Consider the following 19859-nt stretch of genomic DNA (forward strand, 5'->3'; position numbering starts at 1 on the left):
GCGGCGAACACGTTTTTGAATCACGCGCGAACTTTTTTCGCGTTTGTGGCGCCTGACTCGACGCATGCGCGCGTTAATCGTCTTGGTGGACGGGGAATTGCAGCATGAAGTCGGCTACCGCCGGCGCGGAGCGCCGCGCGCAAATTGTTTCTGCTTGGTCGTTCGATGTTTTCGATACGTTTCTGCTGCGCGCATGCGCGACGGCAGATGGCGTATTTGAAAGGACTTACGAGCTATCGGGCATTTCACGATCTTGTCCGAATGTTTCCGCGAGTTTCGTTCAACATCGCATCCAGGCCGAATCGCGTGCACGCCGGACCGCGAAGGAGAAACGCGGCGCGAGCGAAGTGCACATCGACGAGATCTATTCCTGCTTTCCGTTCAGGCTGTTCGGCCTTTCGCGAGCGGACCTGAACGATCTGGTCGAAGCCGAGTTCACCGCCGAGATCGAGCTCTGCCGCGCCAACCCGGACATGCTCGGGCAATATCTGGACATGAAGCGCGCCGGCCATCGTGTCGGATTCATCTCGGACACCTATTGGGACGGCGGCCGGCTGGCGCGGCTGCTGCGCGCTTGCCGTCCCGGGCTGGTCTGGGACTTCCTCTATGCGTCCTGCGACCATGGCACCGGCAAGAGCGAAGCCCTGTTCGCCACCTATCTCTCAGAGCAGGGCATTGACGCCGCCGCCTCGTTTCACGTCGGCGACAATGAGAAGGCCGATATCAGGGGGGCAAAGCGCCACGGCATTCATCCCCGCTATTATCCGCAGGCGACGGCGCAGCTGGCTTCGAAGTTTCAGCGCGAGACGGCGATGTTCGAGCTGCTGTGCACCGGCGCGCCATCGCGGCTCGATCATGGAGCGCGAACCCTGCGGCGCATGGTCGCCGCGCGCAGCGCCGAGAGATCTCACGCCTTCCACCTCGGGCTGACCGTGCTCGGCCCTGTCATGACCGCGTTCGACGCCTTCGTGACGCGGCGTTGCCAGGAGATCGCAGGTGCCGGCCGGCAGGTCGCGCTCGGCTTTCTTGGCCGTGACGGGTTTCTGTCGCACCGGATCCGGGAGGAGCTGCACGGCCCGACATCCGCCTATCTCGAGATCAACCGTCGCGTCAGCCTGATCGCCTCGGCCGACACGATGCAGCCGCTGGTCGACCTGCTCGCAAAGGTGTTCAAGATCGACGCGCCGACCTTCCACGACATGGTGAAGATCATGCCGCCAAAGGTCACGGCGTTCTTTGCCGCTTTTCCCGGCGGCGTCGCCTCCGGCGAGGAGCTCGCCGAGGCGCTTCCCGGACTGATTGATCCGGCCGAAATCGTCGCGCTCGCCGCGGGCCTGCGCGCCCGGCTGCTCGCCTATCTCCGTCACGCAATCCCCGGCTTCGACGACTGCACCGACCTCGTCATCGCCGATCTCGGCTATTCCGGCAGCGTGCAGAAGGCGCTGCGTCGCATCTTCGACCTCGAAGGCATCAAGATCCGCCTCCACGGCGCCTATCTGATGTCGCTCGATGACGCCTTCGACGATGTTGCCGGGGAGGACAGCGCGGCAGGCTTCATCTCCGACCTCGTGGTCACGCCGCACGTCAAGCGCATGCTGATCCGCAACGTCGCGCTCCTGGAGCAGGCCTGCTGCTCCGCCGACGGCTCGGTGCGCGATTACGACGGCGGTGCGGTGCTGCGTGAAGTCAATCCGCGTCCGCCGGAGCAGGTGGCGCTTGCCGCGGAGATCCAGGCCGGCGCGCTGGCTTTCGCAGGCAGCGCGGACGGCGTCGCGCGCGACTATGACCTCGCCCCCTATGCCGCGCCCGATGTCGCCGCGCGCTGGTGCGCGGCGACGCTGGCCCGGCTTCTGCTGCTGCCCGACGATGACGAGCTGGCGCTGCTCGGGACGTTGAAGCACGACGTCAATCTCGGCACCCACGCGCTCGCGCCGTTGCTCGATCGGCAGTTCGTGCGCAACCAGATCACCGCCCGCGGCCTCTCGGCAGCCTGCACGGCCGCCGCGCCGCCGATGTGGCTCGCCGGCAGCTTCGCCGGCCTGTCGCCATCCTACAATTATCTCTACGTGCTGTTCGGCGCCAACCGCCTACCCGCTGACGTCTTTGAGGAGCGGGCCGCCGGCCAAGCTCAGGTCGGACTATTCCGCACCGGCGGCGATGCAACGCTGGAGACGGTGACCGTCCATCGCACCGGCCTCCGCGAGCTGCGTCTGCGCGTCCCCCTGTCGCGTCGCATGGCGATCACCATGATCGCGCTGCCGCTGGCGAAATTCGCTCCCGAGGGACTGCTTCACGGCGTGACCATGCAGCGGGGCGACGACCTTCGTGACGCCGCCGAGAGCCAGGACGTGACCGCGATCGCGACCGACGGGCTGATCTTTGCCAGCCTGCAGCGGAATGGCGACCACTATCGCACCGAAGCTGAAGACGGCTGCCTGCTGATCCCCGTCGCCCCTATGACGCAGGAAATCGCGGTCTATTCCGTCGCGATCACCCCGCTCGAAGCCGACCCCAAATAGTGCGCCTGATCGCGCCGCCCCGGCCGTTGAAGTCCCAGGGCTTAACCGGGGGCACGGAATTGCGGGACGCGACGCAGACGAATCTCGATCAGTTGCTGCAGTCCGGCGGCGTCCGGCTCGGCCGGGCCCAGCACGACCGGCTGGGCTGGCTGGTCGGCCAATACGGCGCGCCAACGCTCGATGGCGTCCCGGACGGGCGGCACGGCGGCGTCATCATTCTGAAGGAACCGCCGAGCGGCGCAGCGGCCGAGCTGTTCTACCGTTCGCTCAATCCCGCCTGCGCCGTCGTCATTCCCCGAAGCGAAAACCCCGGCTTCGACTTCCTCAAATCCAAGCTGACCGAATTCGGCACCGTCGGCCCCTGCGGCGCGGACGGCCCGCACGAGATGTGGTGGGGCGGCATCGGCTGGTCGAGATTCCTCGCCGCCGCGGACGCCTCCGCCCTCCGGCCGCGGATCGTCTCCTGTCGTCCGCGCGGCGCCGACGCGGCCGCGTCCCTCCGCCTCCGCCATTCGCTCGAACGCCTGCAGCTCGATTGCCATATCGAAGCGATCGACACCCAGCTCGACGACCGCCTGCTCTGCTTCGAGAAGGCGGAGTTCATGGTGCGGATGTGGAACAAATATCGCGAGCCGCTGCTATTCATCGAGGCCGGCGCTGTCTTACGCGAGGCGCCCCTGCTGTCCTCCTTCCTCGGTTGCGACGTCGCCCTGCACAAATGGAACCGCTGGGAGATGTCGGCGCGCACGCTCTATCTCGGTCGCTCCGCACATGCGGAGCGGCTGCTTCGCGCCTGGCAACAGCTGGCCGCCGCCTATCCCGCGGTCTGGGAAGGCTATCTGCTGGACCAGGCCTGGAGCCTGACGTCGTCGCAGGTGCCGCTCGATACGGTCTGGCTGCCGCGCTCCTATCACGCGCTGAAGGGCGACCTCGGCGCCTCGCGCGCGACGATCCTGCACGACCAGCAGACGACGACGCTGGAGCTCGGTCCCGATCCCGGCTTCGCAAGCATCGTGCGCACGGCGCGCCGCGCCGGTCGCACCGGCGCCCGCGACGCCTTCATGGTGATGACCTCGAAGGCCGCGACCGGAAGCGGCATCGCCGTGATCCTGCGCGACGTCTCGGCCAGCGACGCGGGTGCGGTGGCGGCGACCGTCGAGGCCGTGACCGGCGCCTATGCCGCCGATTGCGGCGGATACGGCCGGCTCGAACTGTCGCTCTGTGCCTGGCAGGACGATGTCGGTGCCGCGCGAGAAGCAGCGAGCCTCGCGCGCTACCGCATCCTGGAGATCGCCCCGGGACAGCGTATCGCCAACGATTTCTTCGCCAGCCACGCCTGCGACGATGCGGTCATGACCGCCCGCCAGCTCTTCCCCTGAGGGACCCCTCAAGATGCTCAAGACCATCATCCTGCTCACCGACACCGTGCAACAGCAGCAGCCGCTGGCCAATTTGCTCCGCGAGCACAATCGCGATCTGGCCTTCTGCTCGGCGCTTCGCGCATCGGACCTCAGCGCGATCGAGCCAGACGTGCTGAGCGAGGCGCGGTTGGTATCCTTCGCCGCCAACGTCGCCGTGCCCGAGAAATTCCTGCTCAAGCTCGGCTATGGCGCGTACAAATTCTACGCCACGCCGACGCAATATCCGGGCTTGCCGCCGGCGCCCGACGAGAGCGACGACGATCCCCGCTGCTACTCCGTGATCGCGCAGTCGATGACGATCTGGCCCGACTTCAAGAAGGTGGTCGGCCTCGAGACGGTGACGATCCCCGATGGCACCTTGCCCGCCGAGCGCGAGCGGATGGTGTTCTCCCGCCTCGCCCACCTGTTCTGGGGCATGTCGCACATGATCGCCGGCGAAGCGACCGACCTTCCGGGAATCATCGGCTCCAGCGAGAGCCAGCGTCCGACGGCCGCGATGATGAACTGAGCTAGCGCGCGCGAAGCCGCGCCGACAGCGCATCGCGGTGCTCGGGCGCGGCGATCGCGATCATGCGGCGCGCCCGCTCGGCAAGACCGCAGCCGCGCAACTCCGCGATGCCCCATTCGGTGACGATGGCGTCCACATCCGCGCGCGGCGTCGTCACGGTCTCGACATGGGCAACGATCCGGCTGCTCCCATCGGACGCCGTCGCCGGCAGCGCGATGATCGCCCTTCCGCCTGGCGAGGCATTGGCCCCGCGCACGAAGTCGAGCTGGCCGCCGATCGCGCCGACCGCGACGCCATTCAGCGTCTCGGAATTGACGCTGCCGTCGAGCCCGACCTGGAGTGCTGAATTGATCGCGACCAGGCGGTTGATCCGCGCCAGCACGTTCTGGCCGTGCGTGTAAGACGTCGACCGCACCGCGACCGTCTTGTTCTCGTGCACGAAGCGGTAGATTCGCTGCGTGCCGATCACCTGATTGGTGACCGTGATTCCGGCATCGATTCCCTTCTCCGCATTCGTCACCGCGCCGCACGCGATCAGATCGACGACGGCATCGTTGATCAGGCCGGAATGGACGCCGAGATTGCGCAGGTGGGACAGCGACGAGAGGATCGCGTCCGGAATCCGCCCCACCCCGAACTGAAGCGTGCTGCCGTCGGCGATCAGGCTCGCCGCATGGGCGGCAATGCGCTTTGAGATGTCATCGGGTGGCGTCGAGGCCAGCTCGACGGGTAGCCGGCGCGCGGCCACGCGCATATGGATCGGCACCTCGCCGGGCCATTCCGCGCCAAACGTGAACGGCGCATCCGGATTGATCTCGGCGATAACGAGACGCGCGCCTCGCGCGGCCTCAATGACGTAGTCGTTCGAGAGGCTGGCGCTCAAGCGCCCGTCACCGGCCTCTGCAAGCTGCACCAGAACGACATCGGCCCCGTGGCGGCGTGTGGCGAAGTCGGCGCAAAAGGCGCTGTAATTGCTCGGGATCACATCGAGCCGCCCGGCCTTCGCAAGCCGTCGCGCGTTGCCGATCACGCCGTAGCTCTGGAACGTCACGCTGGGAGCGCACGCGGCGGAGAACGTGTCGGAAAATACCGGCCCGATCATCATACGAAACGGCGGAAGCTGCGCAGCCTGCGCCATCAGTGCTTCGGTCAGGGTGACGGGCTCGGCCGTCGCCTGCCCGCACACCACGAGATCGGCTTCCCGGATCAGGCCGGAGAAATCGATCGGCGACGAGTCCGCGGACATTGCGGGCGTGAGCTCAATACGACTTGGCGAGACCCAGCACCTTTTCCGCGATGAAGCTGAGCGCGAGTTGCGGGCTGACCGGTGCGATGCGCGGGATCAGCACTTCGCGCAGGTAACGCTCGACGTGGAATTCCTTGGCGTAGCCGAAGCCGCCATGCGTCATCACCGCCTGCTCGCAGGCATGGTAGCCGGCTTCGCCCGCGAAATATTTCGCAGCATTCGCACCGGCCCCGCAGGGCAAGCCCTTGTCGTACTGCCAGGCCGCCTGCATCACCATCAACCAAGCCGCTTCGAGCTCGACCCAGTTCACCGCGAGCGGATGCTGGATGCCTTGATTCTTGCCGATCGGCCGGTTGAAGACAACACGCGTCTTGGCATATTCGGTCGCGCGCGACAGCGCGAGTTTTCCCAAACCAACCGCCTCGGCCGCGATGAGAATTCGCTCCGGGTTCATGCCTTCGAGGATGTACTGAAAGCCCTTGCCCTCTTCGCCGATGCGGTCCTCCATCGGGATCTCGAAATCCTCGAAGAACAGCTCGTTGGAATCGACGATCTTGCGGCCCATCTTCTCGATCTCGTGGACCTTGATCCTGTTGCGGTCGAAGTCGGTGTAGAACAGGCTGAGACCGTGGGTCGGCGAGCGCACCTCCTCAAGCGGCGTCGTGCGCGCCAGCAGCAGAATCTTGTGCGCGACCTGCGCGGTCGAGATCCACACCTTCTGGCCGTTGACGATGTAGCGGTCGTTCTTGGCGACCGCGCGGGTCTTCAGTTGCGTGGTGTTGAGGCCGGTGTTCGGCTCGGTGACGGCGAAGCACGCCTTCTCGCGGCCCTCGACCATCGGTGGCAGCATGCGCTTGCGCTGCTCCTCGGTGCCGAACACGACGACGGGGTTGAGGCCGAACACGTTGATGTGGACCGCGGAGGCGCCCGACATGCCGGCGCCGGATTCCGCGATGGTGCGCATCATGATCGCAGCTTCGGTGATGCCGAGACCCGAGCCGCCATATTCCTCCGGCACGCAGATGCCGAGCCAGCCGGCGTCGGCAAGTGCCTTGTGAAAATCATGCGGGAAGCCGCCGTCGTGGTCCTTCTTCAGCCAATAGGCATCCGGAAAGCCTTCGCAGATCTTTGCGATGGCGTCGCGAATGGCTTCCTGCTGGTCGGTGAGGGCGAAATCCACGTTCTTGTTCTCCTTCTTGGGAGCCGGGCTCCGATCCTAGCGCCCCATCTGCGAGGGCAGCCAGAGGATGATAGACGGAAACGCCACCAAAATCGCGATCGCGATCAGGTGCGCGATGAAGTGCGGGAAGGTGCCGTGGAACACCTCCGCCACCGGCCGCTTGGCGTAGCGGGCGACGATGAAGCAGTTGAGGCCGACCGGCGGCGTGATCATGCCGACCTCGGCGGTGACGATTTTTATGACGCCGAACCAGATCGGATCGAAGCCGAGCGTCTTGATCAGCGGCAGCACGATCGGCACGGTCAGCACCAGGATCGCGATCTGGTCCATGAACGAGCCGAGCACGATATAGCCGAACAGGATCAGCGTGATGATCACCCAGCGCGAGGTCTGCAAAGACCCGACCCAGGCGACGAGATCCTGCGTCACATGGGTGAGCGTGAAGAAATAGCCGAAGATCGAGGCGCCGACCAGGATGGTCACGATCATGCAGGTGCCGTGGCAGGCGCTGAGCAATGCCTTGTACAGCGAGCCCGGCGTCACTCGGCCCTTGGCGATGGCAAGCAGCAGGGCACCCGCGGCGCCAAGCGCCGAAGCTTCGGTCGGCGTCGCAACGCCGAGATAGATGGTGCCGGTGACGAGCGAGAACAGTAGCGCCATCGGGCCGACCTGCCACAGCAACGAGAACCGCTCGTGCCAGGACACCGGCTCGATGCGGGGAGCACGCGACGGATCCTGCCAGACCAGGAAATAGATCGTCGCCATGATGGTGGCGGTGACGAGGGCCGCCGGAATGATGCCGCCGATCAGGAGCTGGCCGATATTGACCTCGGCGAGCAGGCCGAAGATCACCAGCGCCACGCTCGGCGGGATCAGCATCGCCAGCGTGCCCGAGATCGCGACGACGCCGGCCGCCATCTTGGGCTCGTAGCCCTGGCGGATCATGGCCGGAAGGCTGGTCGAAGACAGCGTCGCGGCCGAGGCCGTCGAGGTGCCGCAGATCGCGCCGAAGCCGGCGCCGGCGAGCGCCGTCGCCATGCCGAGCCCGCCCGGGATGCGGCCGACCCAGGCGGAGGCCGTCTTGAACATGTCGTCGGCGACGCCGGACAACAGCACGAGGTCCGCCATCAGGAGGAACATCGGAATGGTGATCAGCTCATAGGCCGACACCGTCGAGAGCGGCGCCGTCTGCAGAATGCCGAACAGGGTGCCGGTGCCGCCGACCATGAGGAGGCCGACCGAGCCGGCGAATCCCATGGCGAAACCGACAGGCGTGCCGATCGCCAGCAGGACGAAAAGCAGTGCAAGCACGAGGAGGACTGTCATCGCCGCCGCCGTTATTCGAAGGAGTGGACTTCGCCGGTCTCATTGACAGGCGGCAAAGGAAACAGGTCTCGCCCCGAGACGAGGCTGAGGACGTTGCCGACGAGCTGCAGCGAAAGCCGCAGCACCAGCACGCCGCAACCGAACGGCACCAGCACAGCGGACATCCAGGTCGGCCAGGGAATGGCGCCGGCGAGCACGTCGTGCTGCTCGTAATTGTCCAGCGCGCGCTCGAACCCGACCTTGCAGATCAGGACGAACACAAACAGGCCGGTGAGCGCGGTGACGATCTCCGACAGCCGGCGGCCTACCGGCGGAAAGCGCGAGAGCAGGATGTCCACGCCGACATGCGCGTGAACCCGCAAGGTATCGGACAAGGTCAGGAAGAAGACGGCGGCCAGAAGATAGAGCCCGATCAAGTCGTAGGTGAAGGAGAACGGGCTGTTCAGGACGTAACGCATGAACACGTCGGCCACGACCAGCGCCATGATCGCGAAGAGCGCGATCGCAGCGATCACCGTCAGCGCGCGCTCCAGCACGCCGAGCACGTCCGTTGCCCGCTTGATCATCCCTGGCCTCCCCTCATCCGCTGCGACCGTGCCGCGCTACTTCGCGCCGCCCGCAGCGAGCAGACCTTCGAACTCCTTAAGGGCGGCAGAGGCCTGCTTGCCGCGGCCGTCCAGCGCGGTCGCCCATTCCTGCGCGACGCCCTTGAGCTTTTCCTTCATTTCCGCACGCGTCGCCTCGGGCAGCGCGGTGAAACTGATGCCCTGGTCCTTCATCTTCTGCTGCGTCGCGTCCTGCTCCTTGTCGACGTCGGCGCAGGCCTTCGGCGTGATCGCTTCGGACGCCGAGTCCATCGCCTTCTTCACGTCGTCGGGCAATTTGTCCCAGACCGATTGATTGATCGAGTAGGCAACGATGAAGCTGCCGAAGCTGACGCCTTCGGTGGCGTATTTGACGAGCTTGTCCAGACCATAGGCGGCGACGCTGTCCATGGGGAAGAGCAGCCCGTCCATGGTGCCGCGCGACAGCGATTCATAGGCGTCGGGCGCGGCCATGCGCACCGGCACCGCGCCGAGCGTGCGCACGGTCAGATCCTGCGCACCGCCGGTGGTGCGCAGTTTCAGGCCCTGCATGTCCTTGATGGTCTCGACCTTCGCCTTGGCGGTCCACACCTGATAGGGCGGCAGCACCACGGCCATCAGCAGCTTGATCTTGTTGGGCGCATATTCTTGTTTGGCGAGGATGCCTTCCCGCGCTGCCTTCCAATAAGCGAGCGTGCCCTGGCAGCTGGTTGCGAACGCGCCCGGCAATTGCGCGACCTCGGAAAGCGGCATCTTGTCCGAGACGTAGGACGGCCCGATGTAGCCGATGTCGACCACGCCGGACTGGGTGAGCCGCAGCATGTCGGTGGCCTTGCCGATCTGCTGGTTGGGATAATGTGTGAAGGTCACGGCGCCGTTGGTGCGCTTGGCGACATCGTCCATCCAGGGCTTCAGCATCAAACGGACGAGATAATGGTCGGCGGGGAAGCTGTCGGCGACTTTCAGCTCGAGCGCCTGCGCCGACAATGTCGAGACCGGCAGCGAGAACGCGAACGCCGCGGCGGCCCAGACCCAATTTCTCTTCATTTGCTTTTCTCCCTGACGCGCCCTCACGCCGAAGCGGCCGCCAATCGCTGCAGCCGGTCCGGCAATTACTTCTTGCTTGAGGAAGATGTACATATATGTGAATTTATCTGTCAAGTATATGAACTATGCATGGAGCCATGCGCCGAAGACCTCTGCCGACGAATTGACACCTTCAATTTATGAACTCTAACTCCACCCATATGAATTCATCCCACGAGGCCTCATGGGACCGCTCGCCGGCTTCACCATTCTCGACCTGACCTCGGTGCTGATGGGCCCCTACGGCACCCAGGTGCTGGCCGACATGGGCGCTGATGTCATCAAGGTCGAAAGCCCCGAGGGTGACATCGTCCGCCAGATCGGTCCCGGCCGCGCGCCGGGCATGGGCGGGATGTTCCTCAATGCCAATCGCGGCAAGCGCAGCATCGTGCTCGACCTCAAGAAGCCGGAAGGCCGCGAGGCGCTGCTGCGGCTGGCGAAGCGCGCCAACGCGCTGGTCTACAATGTGCGCCCGCAAGCCATGGCGCGGCTCGGCCTCGACTACGAGACGCTGGCCGCGATCAACCCATCGCTCGTCTATGTCGGCGCGTTTGGCTACGGCCAGTCCGGTCCCTACGCGGCCAAGCCCGCCTATGACGATCTGATCCAGGGCGCCGCCACCATTCCGACGTTGCTCGCCGCCGCCGGCGACGGCACGCCGCGCTACGTCCCGGTCACCATCGCCGACCGCATCGTCGGGCTGATGATGGTCAACGCGATTCTGGGCGGGCTGATGCACCAGCAGCGTACCGGTATCGGCCAGCGCATCGACGTACCGATGTTCGAATCGATGACGGAGTTCGTGCTGGTCGATCATCTGGGCGGACTCACCTATGATCCGCCGCTCGACCATGGCGGCTACGCCCGCCTGCTGTCGCGCTATCGAAAACCCTACAAGACCAGCGACGGCTATCTCTGCGTCCTCATCTACAACGACAAGCACTGGCGCAGCTTCTTCGAGGCGATCGGGCAATCGGAATTCCTCGACCAGCCGCGCTTTGCCAACCACGCGTCACGCACGAGGCATATCGACGAGATCTACGAGGAGATCGGCCACATCTTCCTCACACGCAGCACCGCGGAATGGCGCGAGCTCTTGGAGCGCGCCGACATTCCGGTGATGCCGATGCATACGCTGGAGACGATCCTGGACGATCCGCATCTGGATGCGGTCGGCTTCTTCAAGACGGTCGACCACCCCGTCGAAGGCCGTATCCGCCAGATGCGCGTGCCCTCGACCTGGAGCGTGACGCAACCGGAAGCCGCCGGCCCCGCGCCGACGCTCGGCCAGCACGGCCGCGACATCCTGCGCGAGGCCGGCTTCTCGACCGCAGAAATCGACCGGCTCGCAGAGCAGAAAGCAGTTCACCTGGCCGCGCCGCCTTGAGCGCGGGCGCAGGCCAAATCGCACGAGACAAAGGGAGGAAACCGCGATGGCCGGACTTTATTTCGAAGACTTTTCCGTGGGCCAGGAGTTCAGGCATCCGCTGACCCGGACCGTCACGGAAATGGACAACACCATGTTCAGCCTGCTTACGCTCAATCCGCAGCCGCTGCACATCGACGCGCATTTCGCCGAAAAGACCGAGTTCGGCCAGCGCATTTTCAACAGCCTTTACACCCTCGGCATCATGATCGGCATGACGGTCTATGATACGACCATGGGCACCACCGTTGCCAATCTCGGCATGACCGACGTCACGTTTCCAAAACCGGTCTTCCATGGCGACACCTTGCGGGCGACGACGAAGGTGCTTTCGTTGAGGGACTCCAAATCGCGCCCGAGGGCTGGCATCGTCGAGTTCGAGCACCACGCCCTGAACCAGAACGACGAGATCGTCGGAAAATGCCGCCGCATGGCGATGATGCACAAGAGGCCGGTCTGATGCGTTCGATGCTGTTCGTGCCGGGTGATTCCCCGCGCAAATTCGAGAAGGCGAGCGAAGGCAAGGCCGACGCGCTGATCATCGATCTCGAGGACTCCGTCGTCACCGAGAAGAAGGCGGAGGCGCGCGGGCTCACGCTCTCGATGCTGAAGAGCCGCCCCGGTCCGCACCAGCTCTATGTCCGCGTCAACGCGCTCGACACCGGCATGACGCTGGCCGACCTCGCCGCGGTGCTGCCCGGCAAGCCCGACGGGATCGTGCTGCCGAAATCGCAAGGCGGCGACGACGTGCGCCAGGTCGCGACCTGGCTCGAAGCCTTGGAAGCTGCGGCCGGCATCGCGGTCGGCACGACCCGTATCGTCTGCGTGGCGACGGAAACCGCAGGCTCGATCTTCGGCCTCAGCAGCTACAAGGGCTGCTCTCCCCGGCTCGCCGGATTGATGTGGGGTGCGGAAGACCTCTCGGCCTCGCTCGGCGCCACCGAAAAGGCCTCAGGCGGCGTGTTCCACAGCCCCTATCGCCTCGCGCGCGATCTCTGCCTGATGGCGGCGGCCGCGGCCGAGGTTGCGCCGATCGACACGGTCTATACCGACATCGACAATCTCGCCGGCCTCGAGCAGGAGACGCGCGCGGCGCGCCGCGACGGCTTTTCCGCCAAGGCACTGATCCATCCCAAGCACGTCGACATCGTCAATGCGGCGTTCGCGCCGACCGATGCCGAACGGAGCTGGGCGGAGAAGGTGATCGCGGCGTTCGCGAGCAATCCCAATTCCGGCACGCTGCGGCTTGACGGCCAGATGATCGACAAGCCGCATCTTCGCGCCGCGAAGAAGATCCTCGGCCAGCCCTAGGAAGGACGCAAAGCCCGCCATGATCGTTCGCCAAGCCGCAAACGTCCTGGAGATCATGGAATTCTTCGCGCAATCGAGGAAGCCGGCGACGCTTGCGGAGATCGCCGATCATTTCGGCTGGCCGCGCTCCTCGACCTTCAACCTGCTCGCGACGCTGTCGGAGAAGGGCTATCTCTATGAGCCGCGGCCGCGCGCCGGCTTCTATCCGACGCCGCGCTGGCTTGCGATGGCGCGGATGATCTCCGAGGTCGAGCCGCTGCCGCCATGGACGCACCAGCTGATCTCCGATCTCTCGGCCGAGACCGGCGAGACCGCCTCGATCGTGGCGCCGGCCGGCGTGATGGCCGTGTTCATCGACGTCGTCGAATCCGCGGCGGCGATCCGCTATTTCGCCACCATCGGCCACCGCGTGCCGATCCATGCGACGGCCAGCGGCCGCGCGCTGCTGCTGCAATATTCGCAGGAAGAGCGCGATTCCGTCTATCGCAAGATCGAGTTCAAGCAATACGGCCCGTCGACGCCGATCAGCATCGAGGCGGTCGAGACCGAGCTGCGCAATTCGATCGCGCGCGGCTATTGCCAGAGTTTTGGCGATTACAGCCGCGACCTCGCCGGCGCCGCGATCCCCTTGCCGATCGGCGACCGCCGCCTCTCGGTCGTCGTCGCCGGCCCGGAATTCCGCATCGGCCCCAAGGTCGGCGAGGTCGCCGCGCTGATCGCCCGCACGGTCGATCGGCTGCGGCCTAAGGCGTCGGCTTGAGGCTGCGGTCTCAGTCGAAGCCCTGAACCGGCGGTGTCGGGGCTTGCGCCGTGGCGGCAGGCGCAGCTTGAACCGGCGGAGCCTGAGTGCCGGCAGCTCTCATCTGACCGTTGGCATTCATGGCCTGCCGCGTGCGCGCTGGGCCGCCGGTCGCGGCCGCGCGCCGCGGCTGCCGGTGTCCTGCCGACCGCGAACCTCGCACGCCCCAGGACCGGGCGATCGAAGGCCCGGCGGTGTAGCCGATCAAGGCGCCGGCGACCGCACCGACCGGTCCCAGCACGACCGCACCGGATACCGCGCCAAGCGCCGCATCGCCTGCGCGCTCCTGCGCGAGCGCGCTCACGGGCACACAGGCCAGCATTGCGACAGCAGTGATCAGAGCTTTGGTCATCGGAGCGCCTCCCTCACGGGAAATCACTCGTGCTCAAATATGGCCACAGGAGGTTCGCTTGCCGGCCAACAAATGGCAATCGGCAGGTGGAACCCAGAAGCGACGATGGCAACCCGCTTCCCGTGTGGGTTACCGCACATGCTTTGCGGCGGCGCCTTGCCGCACGCCTCGTCCTTCGAGACGATCGCTTCGCGGCCCCTCAGCATGAGGCTAAGCGGCGTCCGCGCTCGTTGAAACGAGTGCCGCGCAGCCGGACCTCATCCTGAGGGCCCGCCAGCGGGGGGGCGTCTCGAAGGATGGCGACGGGCGAGATCACTCGCATATGCGATTGCCTTCCCCGCGAGCGGGGAGAGGCAAAGAGCTACACGATCTTGATCGACATGTCCGGCAGGCCCTCGAGCTTGCACAGCAGCACGTCGCCCTTCACGACGGGGCCGACATTCTCAGGCGTGCCGGAATAGATGATGTCGCCGGCCTTCAATTCGAACGCTTCCGACAGCTTTGCGATCTGCTCGGCCACGCTCCAGATCATCTTGCTGAGATCCGAGTTCTGCTTCACCGTGCCGTTGACCGCCAGCGAGATCGCGCCCTTCTCGAAATGGCCGGTCTTGCTCGCCGGATGAATCGGACCGAGCACCGCGGCATGGTCAAAGCTCTTGCCGATCTCCCAGGGCTTCTTCTCCGCAGCCATGCCGTTCTGGAGATCGCGCCGCGTCATGTCGAGGCCGAGCGCGTAGCCATAGACATGGTCGAGCGCCTTATCGACCGGGATGTTGGTGCCCCCGGACTTCAGCGCCGCGACCAGTTCGACCTCATGATGATAGTTCTTGGTCAGTGACGGATAGGGATGGTCGGCGACCTCGCCGACCGCGACGTTCTGGATTGCGTCCGTCGGCTTCTGGAAGAAGAACGGCGGCTCGCGGTTCGGATCGGAGCCGCGCTCGATCGCATGTGCCGCATAGTTGCGGCCTATGCAGTAGATGCGCCGGACCTGGAACACCTGGGTCTCGCCGACGATCGGGATCGTCACCATCGGCACCGGAAAGATCGGCTTGGGTCCGGCCTGCGCCGCGGCCGGAGCGACCTCGGCCATGGAAACTGCGGTGGCGGCCACTGCGGTTGCGAGCAGATCGCGTCGCGTCGGTGAGGTCCGTTTCATCTCATGGGCTCCCTTCCTTGTCATTGGGCAGCGTCAAGCGCGCCAAGCCGGCTGATAGTCGATCTTCAGCGTGCCAGCAACAGGAACGGCTACGGTGCGAGCTTCGAGGATCTTGACACCGGTTTCGCGCTGAATATTTTTTCGGTCGAGAAGCACTTTCTCACCCCTAAAAATCGAAGGATCCAACGCGACCGTCTGGAGAGACGACGATGCTCGATGAGAATCTGGCCCGCATACGTGCGCACCGCAACAACATTCACCGCTACCGGCGCCTGCTGAAGACAAGGCTGTCGCAGCTGGAGCGCAATTTCATCGAGAGACGCCTGGCGGAGGAGAAGTCGGCGCTCGATGCGCTGACCGCGGCGACCTTCCCCCTTGACTTCCATGTCTCCGGAGTGCCGGCCGAGGCGATGGGGGTGGCGCGATGAACCGGCAACGGGAACTGCTCATTCGCGGCAGCGAGAAGGTGATCGGCCACTACGAGCTCCTGCTTGCAAGCGCGAAGACCGAGCATGAGCGCGAGCTTTATCGGCAACGCATCGAGCGCGAGCGTCGGCTGATCCGTGACCTTCAGGGCTATGCGGACCACCGCGCCGCCTGAGCCGGTAGCGAGCTTACAGTCAATCACCATTGCGAGGGGCGAACCGCCGTTCGCGAGCCGCCCCCGCATTCGATCTAGCGAACTAGGCGCTGAGGAGCTTCCAGTGCACTGCTGGATTGGGTCGCCGGCGCCACGCGCACGGTCGCGGTGAGCGGCGCGCCGTTGCGCAGCAGCGTGAGCCTCACCTCCTCGCCGACGCGCGCAAGGCCGATCGTGTTGCGAAGCTGAGCGGCGGTGCGGATCGGACGCTCATCGGCTGCCGTCACGACGTCCCCCTTGCGCAGGCCCGCCCTTTCGGCGGGCGAGTCCGCTGCGATCTCGGCGATGACGGCGCCTTGGTTCAGCCCCTTGTTGACCGACGGATGCAGGTCCTTCAGCGAGACGCCGATGCGGCCGCGCTCGACGCGGCCGCTCGCGATGATCTGCTCCATCACCTTGCGCGCCATGTTGACCGGAATGGCGAAGCCGATGCCGACATTGCCGCCAGCGGGCGAGATGATCGCCGAGTTGATGCCGACCAGTTCGCCGCGCAGGCTCACCAACGCTCCGCCGGAGTTGCCCGGATTGATCGCGGCATCGGTCTGGATGAAATCCTCATAGCCCTGCTTGCCCAGGCCGGTGCGGCCCAGCGCACTGACGAGGCCGGACGTCACGGTCTGGCCGAGGCCGAAGGGATTGCCGATCGCGAGCACGAAATCGCCGACATCGAGCGCATCGCTGTCGCCGAAGGGAAGCGCCTTGAGGCCCGCCGGATTCTGGATCTGAAGCACGGCAACGTCGGTCGGCGGATCGCGCCCGATGACCTTGGCGGAGAATTGCCGGCCGTCCTTGGTCGTGATCTGAACGACGGAGGTGCCTTCGACCACATGATTGTTGGTCAGCACGTAGCCGCGCTCGGCATCGACGATCACGCCGGAGCCGGTCGCGTTGACCTCCTTTTCGATCTGCCGGGGAACGTCGAAGAACTCGCGGAATAGCGGGTCGCGATAGAGCGGGTTGTCCTCCCGCACGCGGCCGTGCACGGAAATGTTGACCACGGCGGGCGTCACCCGGCGCACCAGAGGCGCCAGGGTCGGCACCGAGCCGCCGGTCTTCATGTCGGGGATTTGGCCGGCGGCAGGCTGTGACGCTGTCAGCGTCAGCACCAGCATCGCCAGCAAGAGCGGACGCACAGCATTCATCTTTTTCCTGCCGCTTTGAGGGGATATCGGAGAACGAGTGGCTTCAACCGCCGCGTGACGCGACGATCCAGCCTTGCATGGCCAGGAACGGAGCGGCGAAGACCGCCGAGGCCTGACCGAGCAGCACGAGTCCCAGAACAGTCTGCGTGAGCATCATGGGCTTCGCCCCTCTGCGGCGGCCCAGGGCCGCCGCAGCCGCATCGGCACGCCGCCGCCGCGCGGCGGATCGTCATTGTCGTTGTCGCCGTCGAGCTTGCGCAGCGCGGCCAGGATGTCGGCGAGCCGGACCGTGTGGCTCATCCCGGGAATCTCACGCAATCCGGGACAGGATTCGACCGCGTACATGTCGGACGCCCAGGACGACAGGATGATCCGCTTCTCCGGCGGAGAGAGCTCCGTCGCGTTCAGGACCTCGACGGGCGAGTCGTAATGGGCGGCGGGATGAAACAGCGGGTTGAGAGTGCCGCTATTGGAATTGACGTTGGTCATTGGTGGACCTCCCCTCATGCTCCTTTCCAAGGGACGGGCTTGTTGACGATGGGACGGCGACTCCGACCGCCGCCGTCCCTTTTGATGTCAGTGCGTGTTGATCGCGATGCGCTTGACGCCTTCACGCGCTTTCTCGGATTTCGGCAGCGACACGGTCAGAACGCCGTTCTTGAACGAGGCCTCGGCCTTGTCCTCCTCGACGCCCTCCAGCGGAATCTGCCGCTCGAACGCGCCGTAGTAGCGCTCGGTGAAGTATCTGCCCTCGCCGTTGCGCTCGGCCTTCTTCTCGCCGCGGAGCGTCAGCACGCCATTGGCGATCTCGACCTGGACGTCCTTCTCGCTGAGGCCGGGAAGCTCGGCCGAGACGGTCAGCGTCTTGTCGGTTTCGCTGAGCTCCACCTTCGGCCAGCCGAAGCGGCCCTCCATCAGCGGCGACAGGCTGGTCGGCCCGAAGCCGCGGAAGACGTCGTCGAACAGACGGTTCATCTCGCGATGAAGCGTCAGGAAGGGATCGAAATTGTCGCGCGCAGGCGCAAGCTCCTGTTTCCCTGACCAGGGAATGAGATCACGAAAACCCATGGCTCTCTCCTCCATGCATCGGGGAAGCGCGGCCCGCGCATCGCGCGCCGCGCTCCTCTATCTCGCTTGCTCGAAAGCTCAAGCCGCTTTCTTCTGTTCGATCTGCGACGCCGCAGGCGCGGCACCCGCAATCGGGATCCTGCGCGGCTTCATCGCTTCCGGAACCTCGCGGACGAGGTCGATGATCAGGAGCCCGTCCTGGAACGACGCCTGCTTCACCTGGACATAGTCGGCGAGGTTGAACACGCGCCGGAACGGCCGGGCGGCGATGCCCTGGTACAGATATTCCCGCGCGGCGGTCTCGGGTTTCCTGCCCTCGATCGTGAGCGCGTTCTGTTCGGCCGTCACCGTGATGTCGCTGGCGCCGAAGCCCGCCACCGCAAGGCTGATCCGGTAGTGGTCCTCGCCGGAGCGTTCGATGTTGTAGGGGGGATAATTGTCCTCGGTCGCCTGGCGCAGCGTGCTGTCGACGAGGTCGGCCAGATGATCGAAGCCGATGGTGGAGCGCCACAGGGGCGCGAAGTCGAAACTGGTCCTCATAACCAAGTCCTCCTGAGAGCAAGATGGATACGAAGGAGCGCAGGACTGGGTATCAGACAGGGTCCGAAGACCGGCCCGGCGCCCGTACCGGACCCGATCTGGCGTCCGGCACACCGCTCTCGCGGCGTAAAACGACTTAGAAAACCGGAAAACGCTTTCAAGGGGCCGGTTCGAAAAATTTTGAGGGCTGCTCGCAGGCGCGGGACACGTGTTGGAGTCAACCGCTGCCGTCCCCGCCATTCGTTATTGACAAACTAATTCGCCTATATCTAATTTACCTCCAGAGTGACCAGCCGCGCCTTGCGGCCAATAACAGAGAGGAAACAACCATGAGAGGGCTTCTGGCCTGCGCCATGCTCGCGGCCATGACGTCGGCTGCCATAACCACACTCGCGAGCGCGCAAGTCTCCGACGATGCGGTGCGGATCGGCGTGCTGACGGATCTGTCGAGCTGGGGCCGCGACAACTCGGGGCCTGGCTCGGTCGAAGCGGCCAAGATGGCGGTGGAGGAATTCGGGCCGACCGTGCTCGGCAAGCCGATCGAGATCATCAGCGCCGACCACCAGATGAAGACCGACGTCGGCGTGCAGATCGTGCGTGGCTGGTTCGACAACGGCAAGGTCGACGCCGTCGTCGACATCCCCAATTCCGGCATCGCGATCGCCGTGCACAACATGGTGCGCGAGCGCAACAAGATCGCTCTGCTGTCCGGCCCCGGCGCGAGCTCGCTGACCGACGAGCTGTGCAGCCCGAACACCGTGCATTTCACCTACGACACCTACGCGCTGTCGAAGGTGACGGCCTCCGCCGTGATCAAGGAAGGCGGAAAGTCCTGGTACTTCATCACCGCGGACTACGCCTTCGGCCAGCAGCTCGAGAAGGACGCGACGCGCTTCATCAACGAGATGGGCGGCAAGGTGCTCGGCGGCGTCAAGCATCCGACCAACACCGCGGACTTCTCCTCCTTCGCGCTGCAGGCGCAGAGCTCGAAATCCGACGTCGTCGCCTTCGCCAATGCCGGCCAGGACACCGACAACGCGATCAAGCAGTCCGGCGAGTTCGGCCTGGTCCAGGGCGGCCAGAAGCTGGTCGGCCTGCTGATGTTCGACACCGACGTGCACGCGGTCGGCCTCAAGGCCGCGCAGGGCACCTACATGACCACGGCGTCGTACTGGAACATGGACGAGGCGACGCGTGCCTGGTCGAAAAAATTCTACGAGCGCACCAAGGTGATGCCGACCATGATCCAGACCGGCGTCTACGGCTCGGTGCTGCATTATCTGAAGGGCATCAAGGCCGCAGGCACCGACGATCCGGCCAAGGTGATGGCCAAGATGCGCGAGCTGCCGATTGAGGATATCTTCGTTCACGGCGGCAAGCTGCGCGAGGACGGCCGCGTGATCCGCGACATGTATCTCGCCAAGGTGAAGTCGCCCGAGCAGTCGAAGGAGGCGTGGGACTATCTGGATATCGTCAAGACGGTGAAGGGCGAGGACGCCTTCCGTCCGGTTTCCGAGTCCAAATGCCCGCTCCTGAAGAAGTGAGGTGAACG

Annotated in this window: 21 protein-coding genes and 1 pseudogene; 10 read left to right on the plus strand and 12 right to left on the minus strand. The window is 65.2% G+C overall.

The genetic code is table 11. From position 1 onward, the window contains the following. The first annotated feature begins 104 nt into the window (after positions 1-104). The 3 genes from UNPF46_RS03200 to UNPF46_RS03210 are packed head-to-tail and all read left to right on the plus strand — an operon-like array spanning position 105 to position 4448. Entirely contained in the window at positions 105-2519 is a 2415-nt protein-coding gene (locus tag UNPF46_RS03200; RefSeq protein WP_142249002.1) for a hypothetical protein, read from the plus strand. 59 nt (positions 2520-2578) lie between these two features. Continuing rightward, positions 2579-3898, plus strand: a complete 1320-nt coding sequence (locus UNPF46_RS03205; RefSeq protein ID WP_142249003.1) for a hypothetical protein — start codon at positions 2579-2581, stop codon at positions 3896-3898. Positions 3899-3911: 13 nt separating this feature from the next. After that, positions 3912-4448, plus strand: a complete 537-nt coding sequence (locus UNPF46_RS03210; protein WP_100178305.1) for a hypothetical protein — start codon at positions 3912-3914, stop codon at positions 4446-4448. A 1-nt stretch (position 4449) separates the two neighbouring features. Here the strand turns inward: UNPF46_RS03210 and UNPF46_RS03215 are convergent, their stop codons facing one another. The 5 genes from UNPF46_RS03215 to UNPF46_RS03235 are packed head-to-tail and all read right to left on the minus strand — an operon-like array spanning position 4450 to position 9831. Then, positions 4450-5694, minus strand: coding sequence for an acetyl-CoA hydrolase/transferase family protein (locus UNPF46_RS03215; RefSeq protein ID WP_142249004.1), 1245 nt, complete (start codon positions 5692-5694; stop codon positions 4450-4452). A gap of 13 nt (positions 5695-5707) precedes the next feature. Continuing rightward, the gene (locus tag UNPF46_RS03220; RefSeq protein ID WP_080134126.1) at positions 5708-6874 is read right to left on the minus strand and encodes an acyl-CoA dehydrogenase family protein; all 1167 of its coding nucleotides are present in this window, start codon (positions 6872-6874) and stop codon (positions 5708-5710) included. 36 nt (positions 6875-6910) lie between these two features. After that, the gene (locus tag UNPF46_RS03225; RefSeq protein WP_142249005.1) at positions 6911-8200 is read right to left on the minus strand and encodes a TRAP transporter large permease; all 1290 of its coding nucleotides are present in this window, start codon (positions 8198-8200) and stop codon (positions 6911-6913) included. 11 nt (positions 8201-8211) lie between these two features. Then, a complete protein-coding gene (locus UNPF46_RS03230) occupies positions 8212-8766 on the minus strand; it encodes a TRAP transporter small permease (RefSeq protein ID WP_142249006.1) in 555 nt (184 codons plus the stop codon). Positions 8767-8802: 36 nt separating this feature from the next. Next, the gene (locus tag UNPF46_RS03235; protein WP_142249007.1) at positions 8803-9831 is read right to left on the minus strand and encodes a TRAP transporter substrate-binding protein; all 1029 of its coding nucleotides are present in this window, start codon (positions 9829-9831) and stop codon (positions 8803-8805) included. Between the two features lie 223 nt (positions 9832-10054). On the opposite strand from UNPF46_RS03235, the gene UNPF46_RS03240 reads away from it, so the two are divergent. From UNPF46_RS03240 to UNPF46_RS03255, 4 genes and pseudogenes are all read left to right on the plus strand, one after another. After that, the gene (locus UNPF46_RS03240; RefSeq protein WP_142249008.1) at positions 10055-11257 is read left to right on the plus strand and encodes a CaiB/BaiF CoA transferase family protein; all 1203 of its coding nucleotides are present in this window, start codon (positions 10055-10057) and stop codon (positions 11255-11257) included. Positions 11258-11285: 28 nt separating this feature from the next. Beyond that, positions 11286-11756: pseudogene (locus UNPF46_RS03245) on the plus strand (MaoC family dehydratase); the annotation flags it as partial. Then, complete coding sequence (locus UNPF46_RS03250) at positions 11756-12607, plus strand: HpcH/HpaI aldolase/citrate lyase family protein (protein WP_181769743.1); 852 nt, start codon at positions 11756-11758, stop codon at positions 12605-12607. The pseudogene UNPF46_RS03245 and the gene UNPF46_RS03250, both read left to right, overlap by 1 nt. Positions 12608-12626: 19 nt before the next feature. Then, entirely contained in the window at positions 12627-13367 is a 741-nt protein-coding gene (locus UNPF46_RS03255; protein ID WP_100178297.1) for an IclR family transcriptional regulator, read from the plus strand. A 10-nt stretch (positions 13368-13377) separates the two neighbouring features. Here the strand turns inward: UNPF46_RS03255 and UNPF46_RS03260 are convergent, their stop codons facing one another. The 3 genes from UNPF46_RS03260 to UNPF46_RS38510 form a co-directional block, all read right to left on the minus strand. Further along, complete coding sequence (locus tag UNPF46_RS03260) at positions 13378-13758, minus strand: hypothetical protein (protein WP_181769744.1); 381 nt, start codon at positions 13756-13758, stop codon at positions 13378-13380. A 361-nt stretch (positions 13759-14119) separates the two neighbouring features. Beyond that, a complete protein-coding gene (locus UNPF46_RS03265; protein ID WP_100178294.1) occupies positions 14120-14917 on the minus strand; it encodes a fumarylacetoacetate hydrolase family protein in 798 nt (265 codons plus the stop codon). Positions 14918-14950: 33 nt separating this feature from the next. After that, positions 14951-15073 (minus strand): hypothetical protein, encoded by a 123-nt coding sequence (locus UNPF46_RS38510; RefSeq protein WP_283811651.1) that lies wholly within the window; start codon positions 15071-15073, stop codon positions 14951-14953. 53 nt (positions 15074-15126) lie between these two features. On the opposite strand from UNPF46_RS38510, the gene UNPF46_RS03270 reads away from it, so the two are divergent. Both UNPF46_RS03270 and UNPF46_RS37270 read left to right on the plus strand, forming a co-directional pair. Then, on the plus strand, positions 15127-15345 hold the full coding sequence (locus UNPF46_RS03270; RefSeq protein WP_100178293.1) for a hypothetical protein: 219 nt from the start codon (positions 15127-15129) through the stop codon (positions 15343-15345). Then, on the plus strand, positions 15342-15518 hold the full coding sequence (locus UNPF46_RS37270) for a hypothetical protein (RefSeq protein WP_174719029.1): 177 nt from the start codon (positions 15342-15344) through the stop codon (positions 15516-15518). The genes UNPF46_RS03270 and UNPF46_RS37270 overlap by 4 nt, the downstream gene beginning before the upstream one ends. 74 nt (positions 15519-15592) lie before the next feature. On the opposite strand, the gene UNPF46_RS03275 is transcribed toward UNPF46_RS37270, so the two are convergent. From UNPF46_RS03275 to UNPF46_RS03290, 4 genes are all read right to left on the minus strand, one after another. Beyond that, positions 15593-16699, minus strand: a complete 1107-nt coding sequence (locus UNPF46_RS03275; RefSeq protein WP_142249011.1) for a trypsin-like peptidase domain-containing protein — start codon at positions 16697-16699, stop codon at positions 15593-15595. A gap of 153 nt (positions 16700-16852) precedes the next feature. Beyond that, entirely contained in the window at positions 16853-17188 is a 336-nt protein-coding gene (locus UNPF46_RS03280) for a hypothetical protein (protein ID WP_142249012.1), read from the minus strand. An 87-nt stretch (positions 17189-17275) separates the two neighbouring features. Beyond that, the gene (locus tag UNPF46_RS03285) at positions 17276-17767 is read right to left on the minus strand and encodes an Hsp20/alpha crystallin family protein (RefSeq protein ID WP_100178290.1); all 492 of its coding nucleotides are present in this window, start codon (positions 17765-17767) and stop codon (positions 17276-17278) included. A gap of 78 nt (positions 17768-17845) precedes the next feature. Further along, positions 17846-18307: an Hsp20 family protein gene (locus UNPF46_RS03290; RefSeq protein ID WP_142249013.1), complete on the minus strand. Its 462-nt coding sequence runs from the start codon at positions 18305-18307 to the stop codon at positions 17846-17848. A 329-nt stretch (positions 18308-18636) separates the two neighbouring features. Here UNPF46_RS03290 and UNPF46_RS03295 point away from each other — a divergent pair, with 329 nt between their 5' ends. Then, positions 18637-19851 (plus strand): ABC transporter substrate-binding protein, encoded by a 1215-nt coding sequence (locus UNPF46_RS03295; protein WP_100178288.1) that lies wholly within the window; start codon positions 18637-18639, stop codon positions 19849-19851. Positions 19852-19859: the final 8 nt, after the last annotated feature.

The sequence above is a fragment of the Bradyrhizobium sp. UNPF46 genome, from assembly GCF_006658625.1.
Lineage (GTDB): Bacteria > Pseudomonadota > Alphaproteobacteria > Rhizobiales > Xanthobacteraceae > Bradyrhizobium > Bradyrhizobium nitroreducens.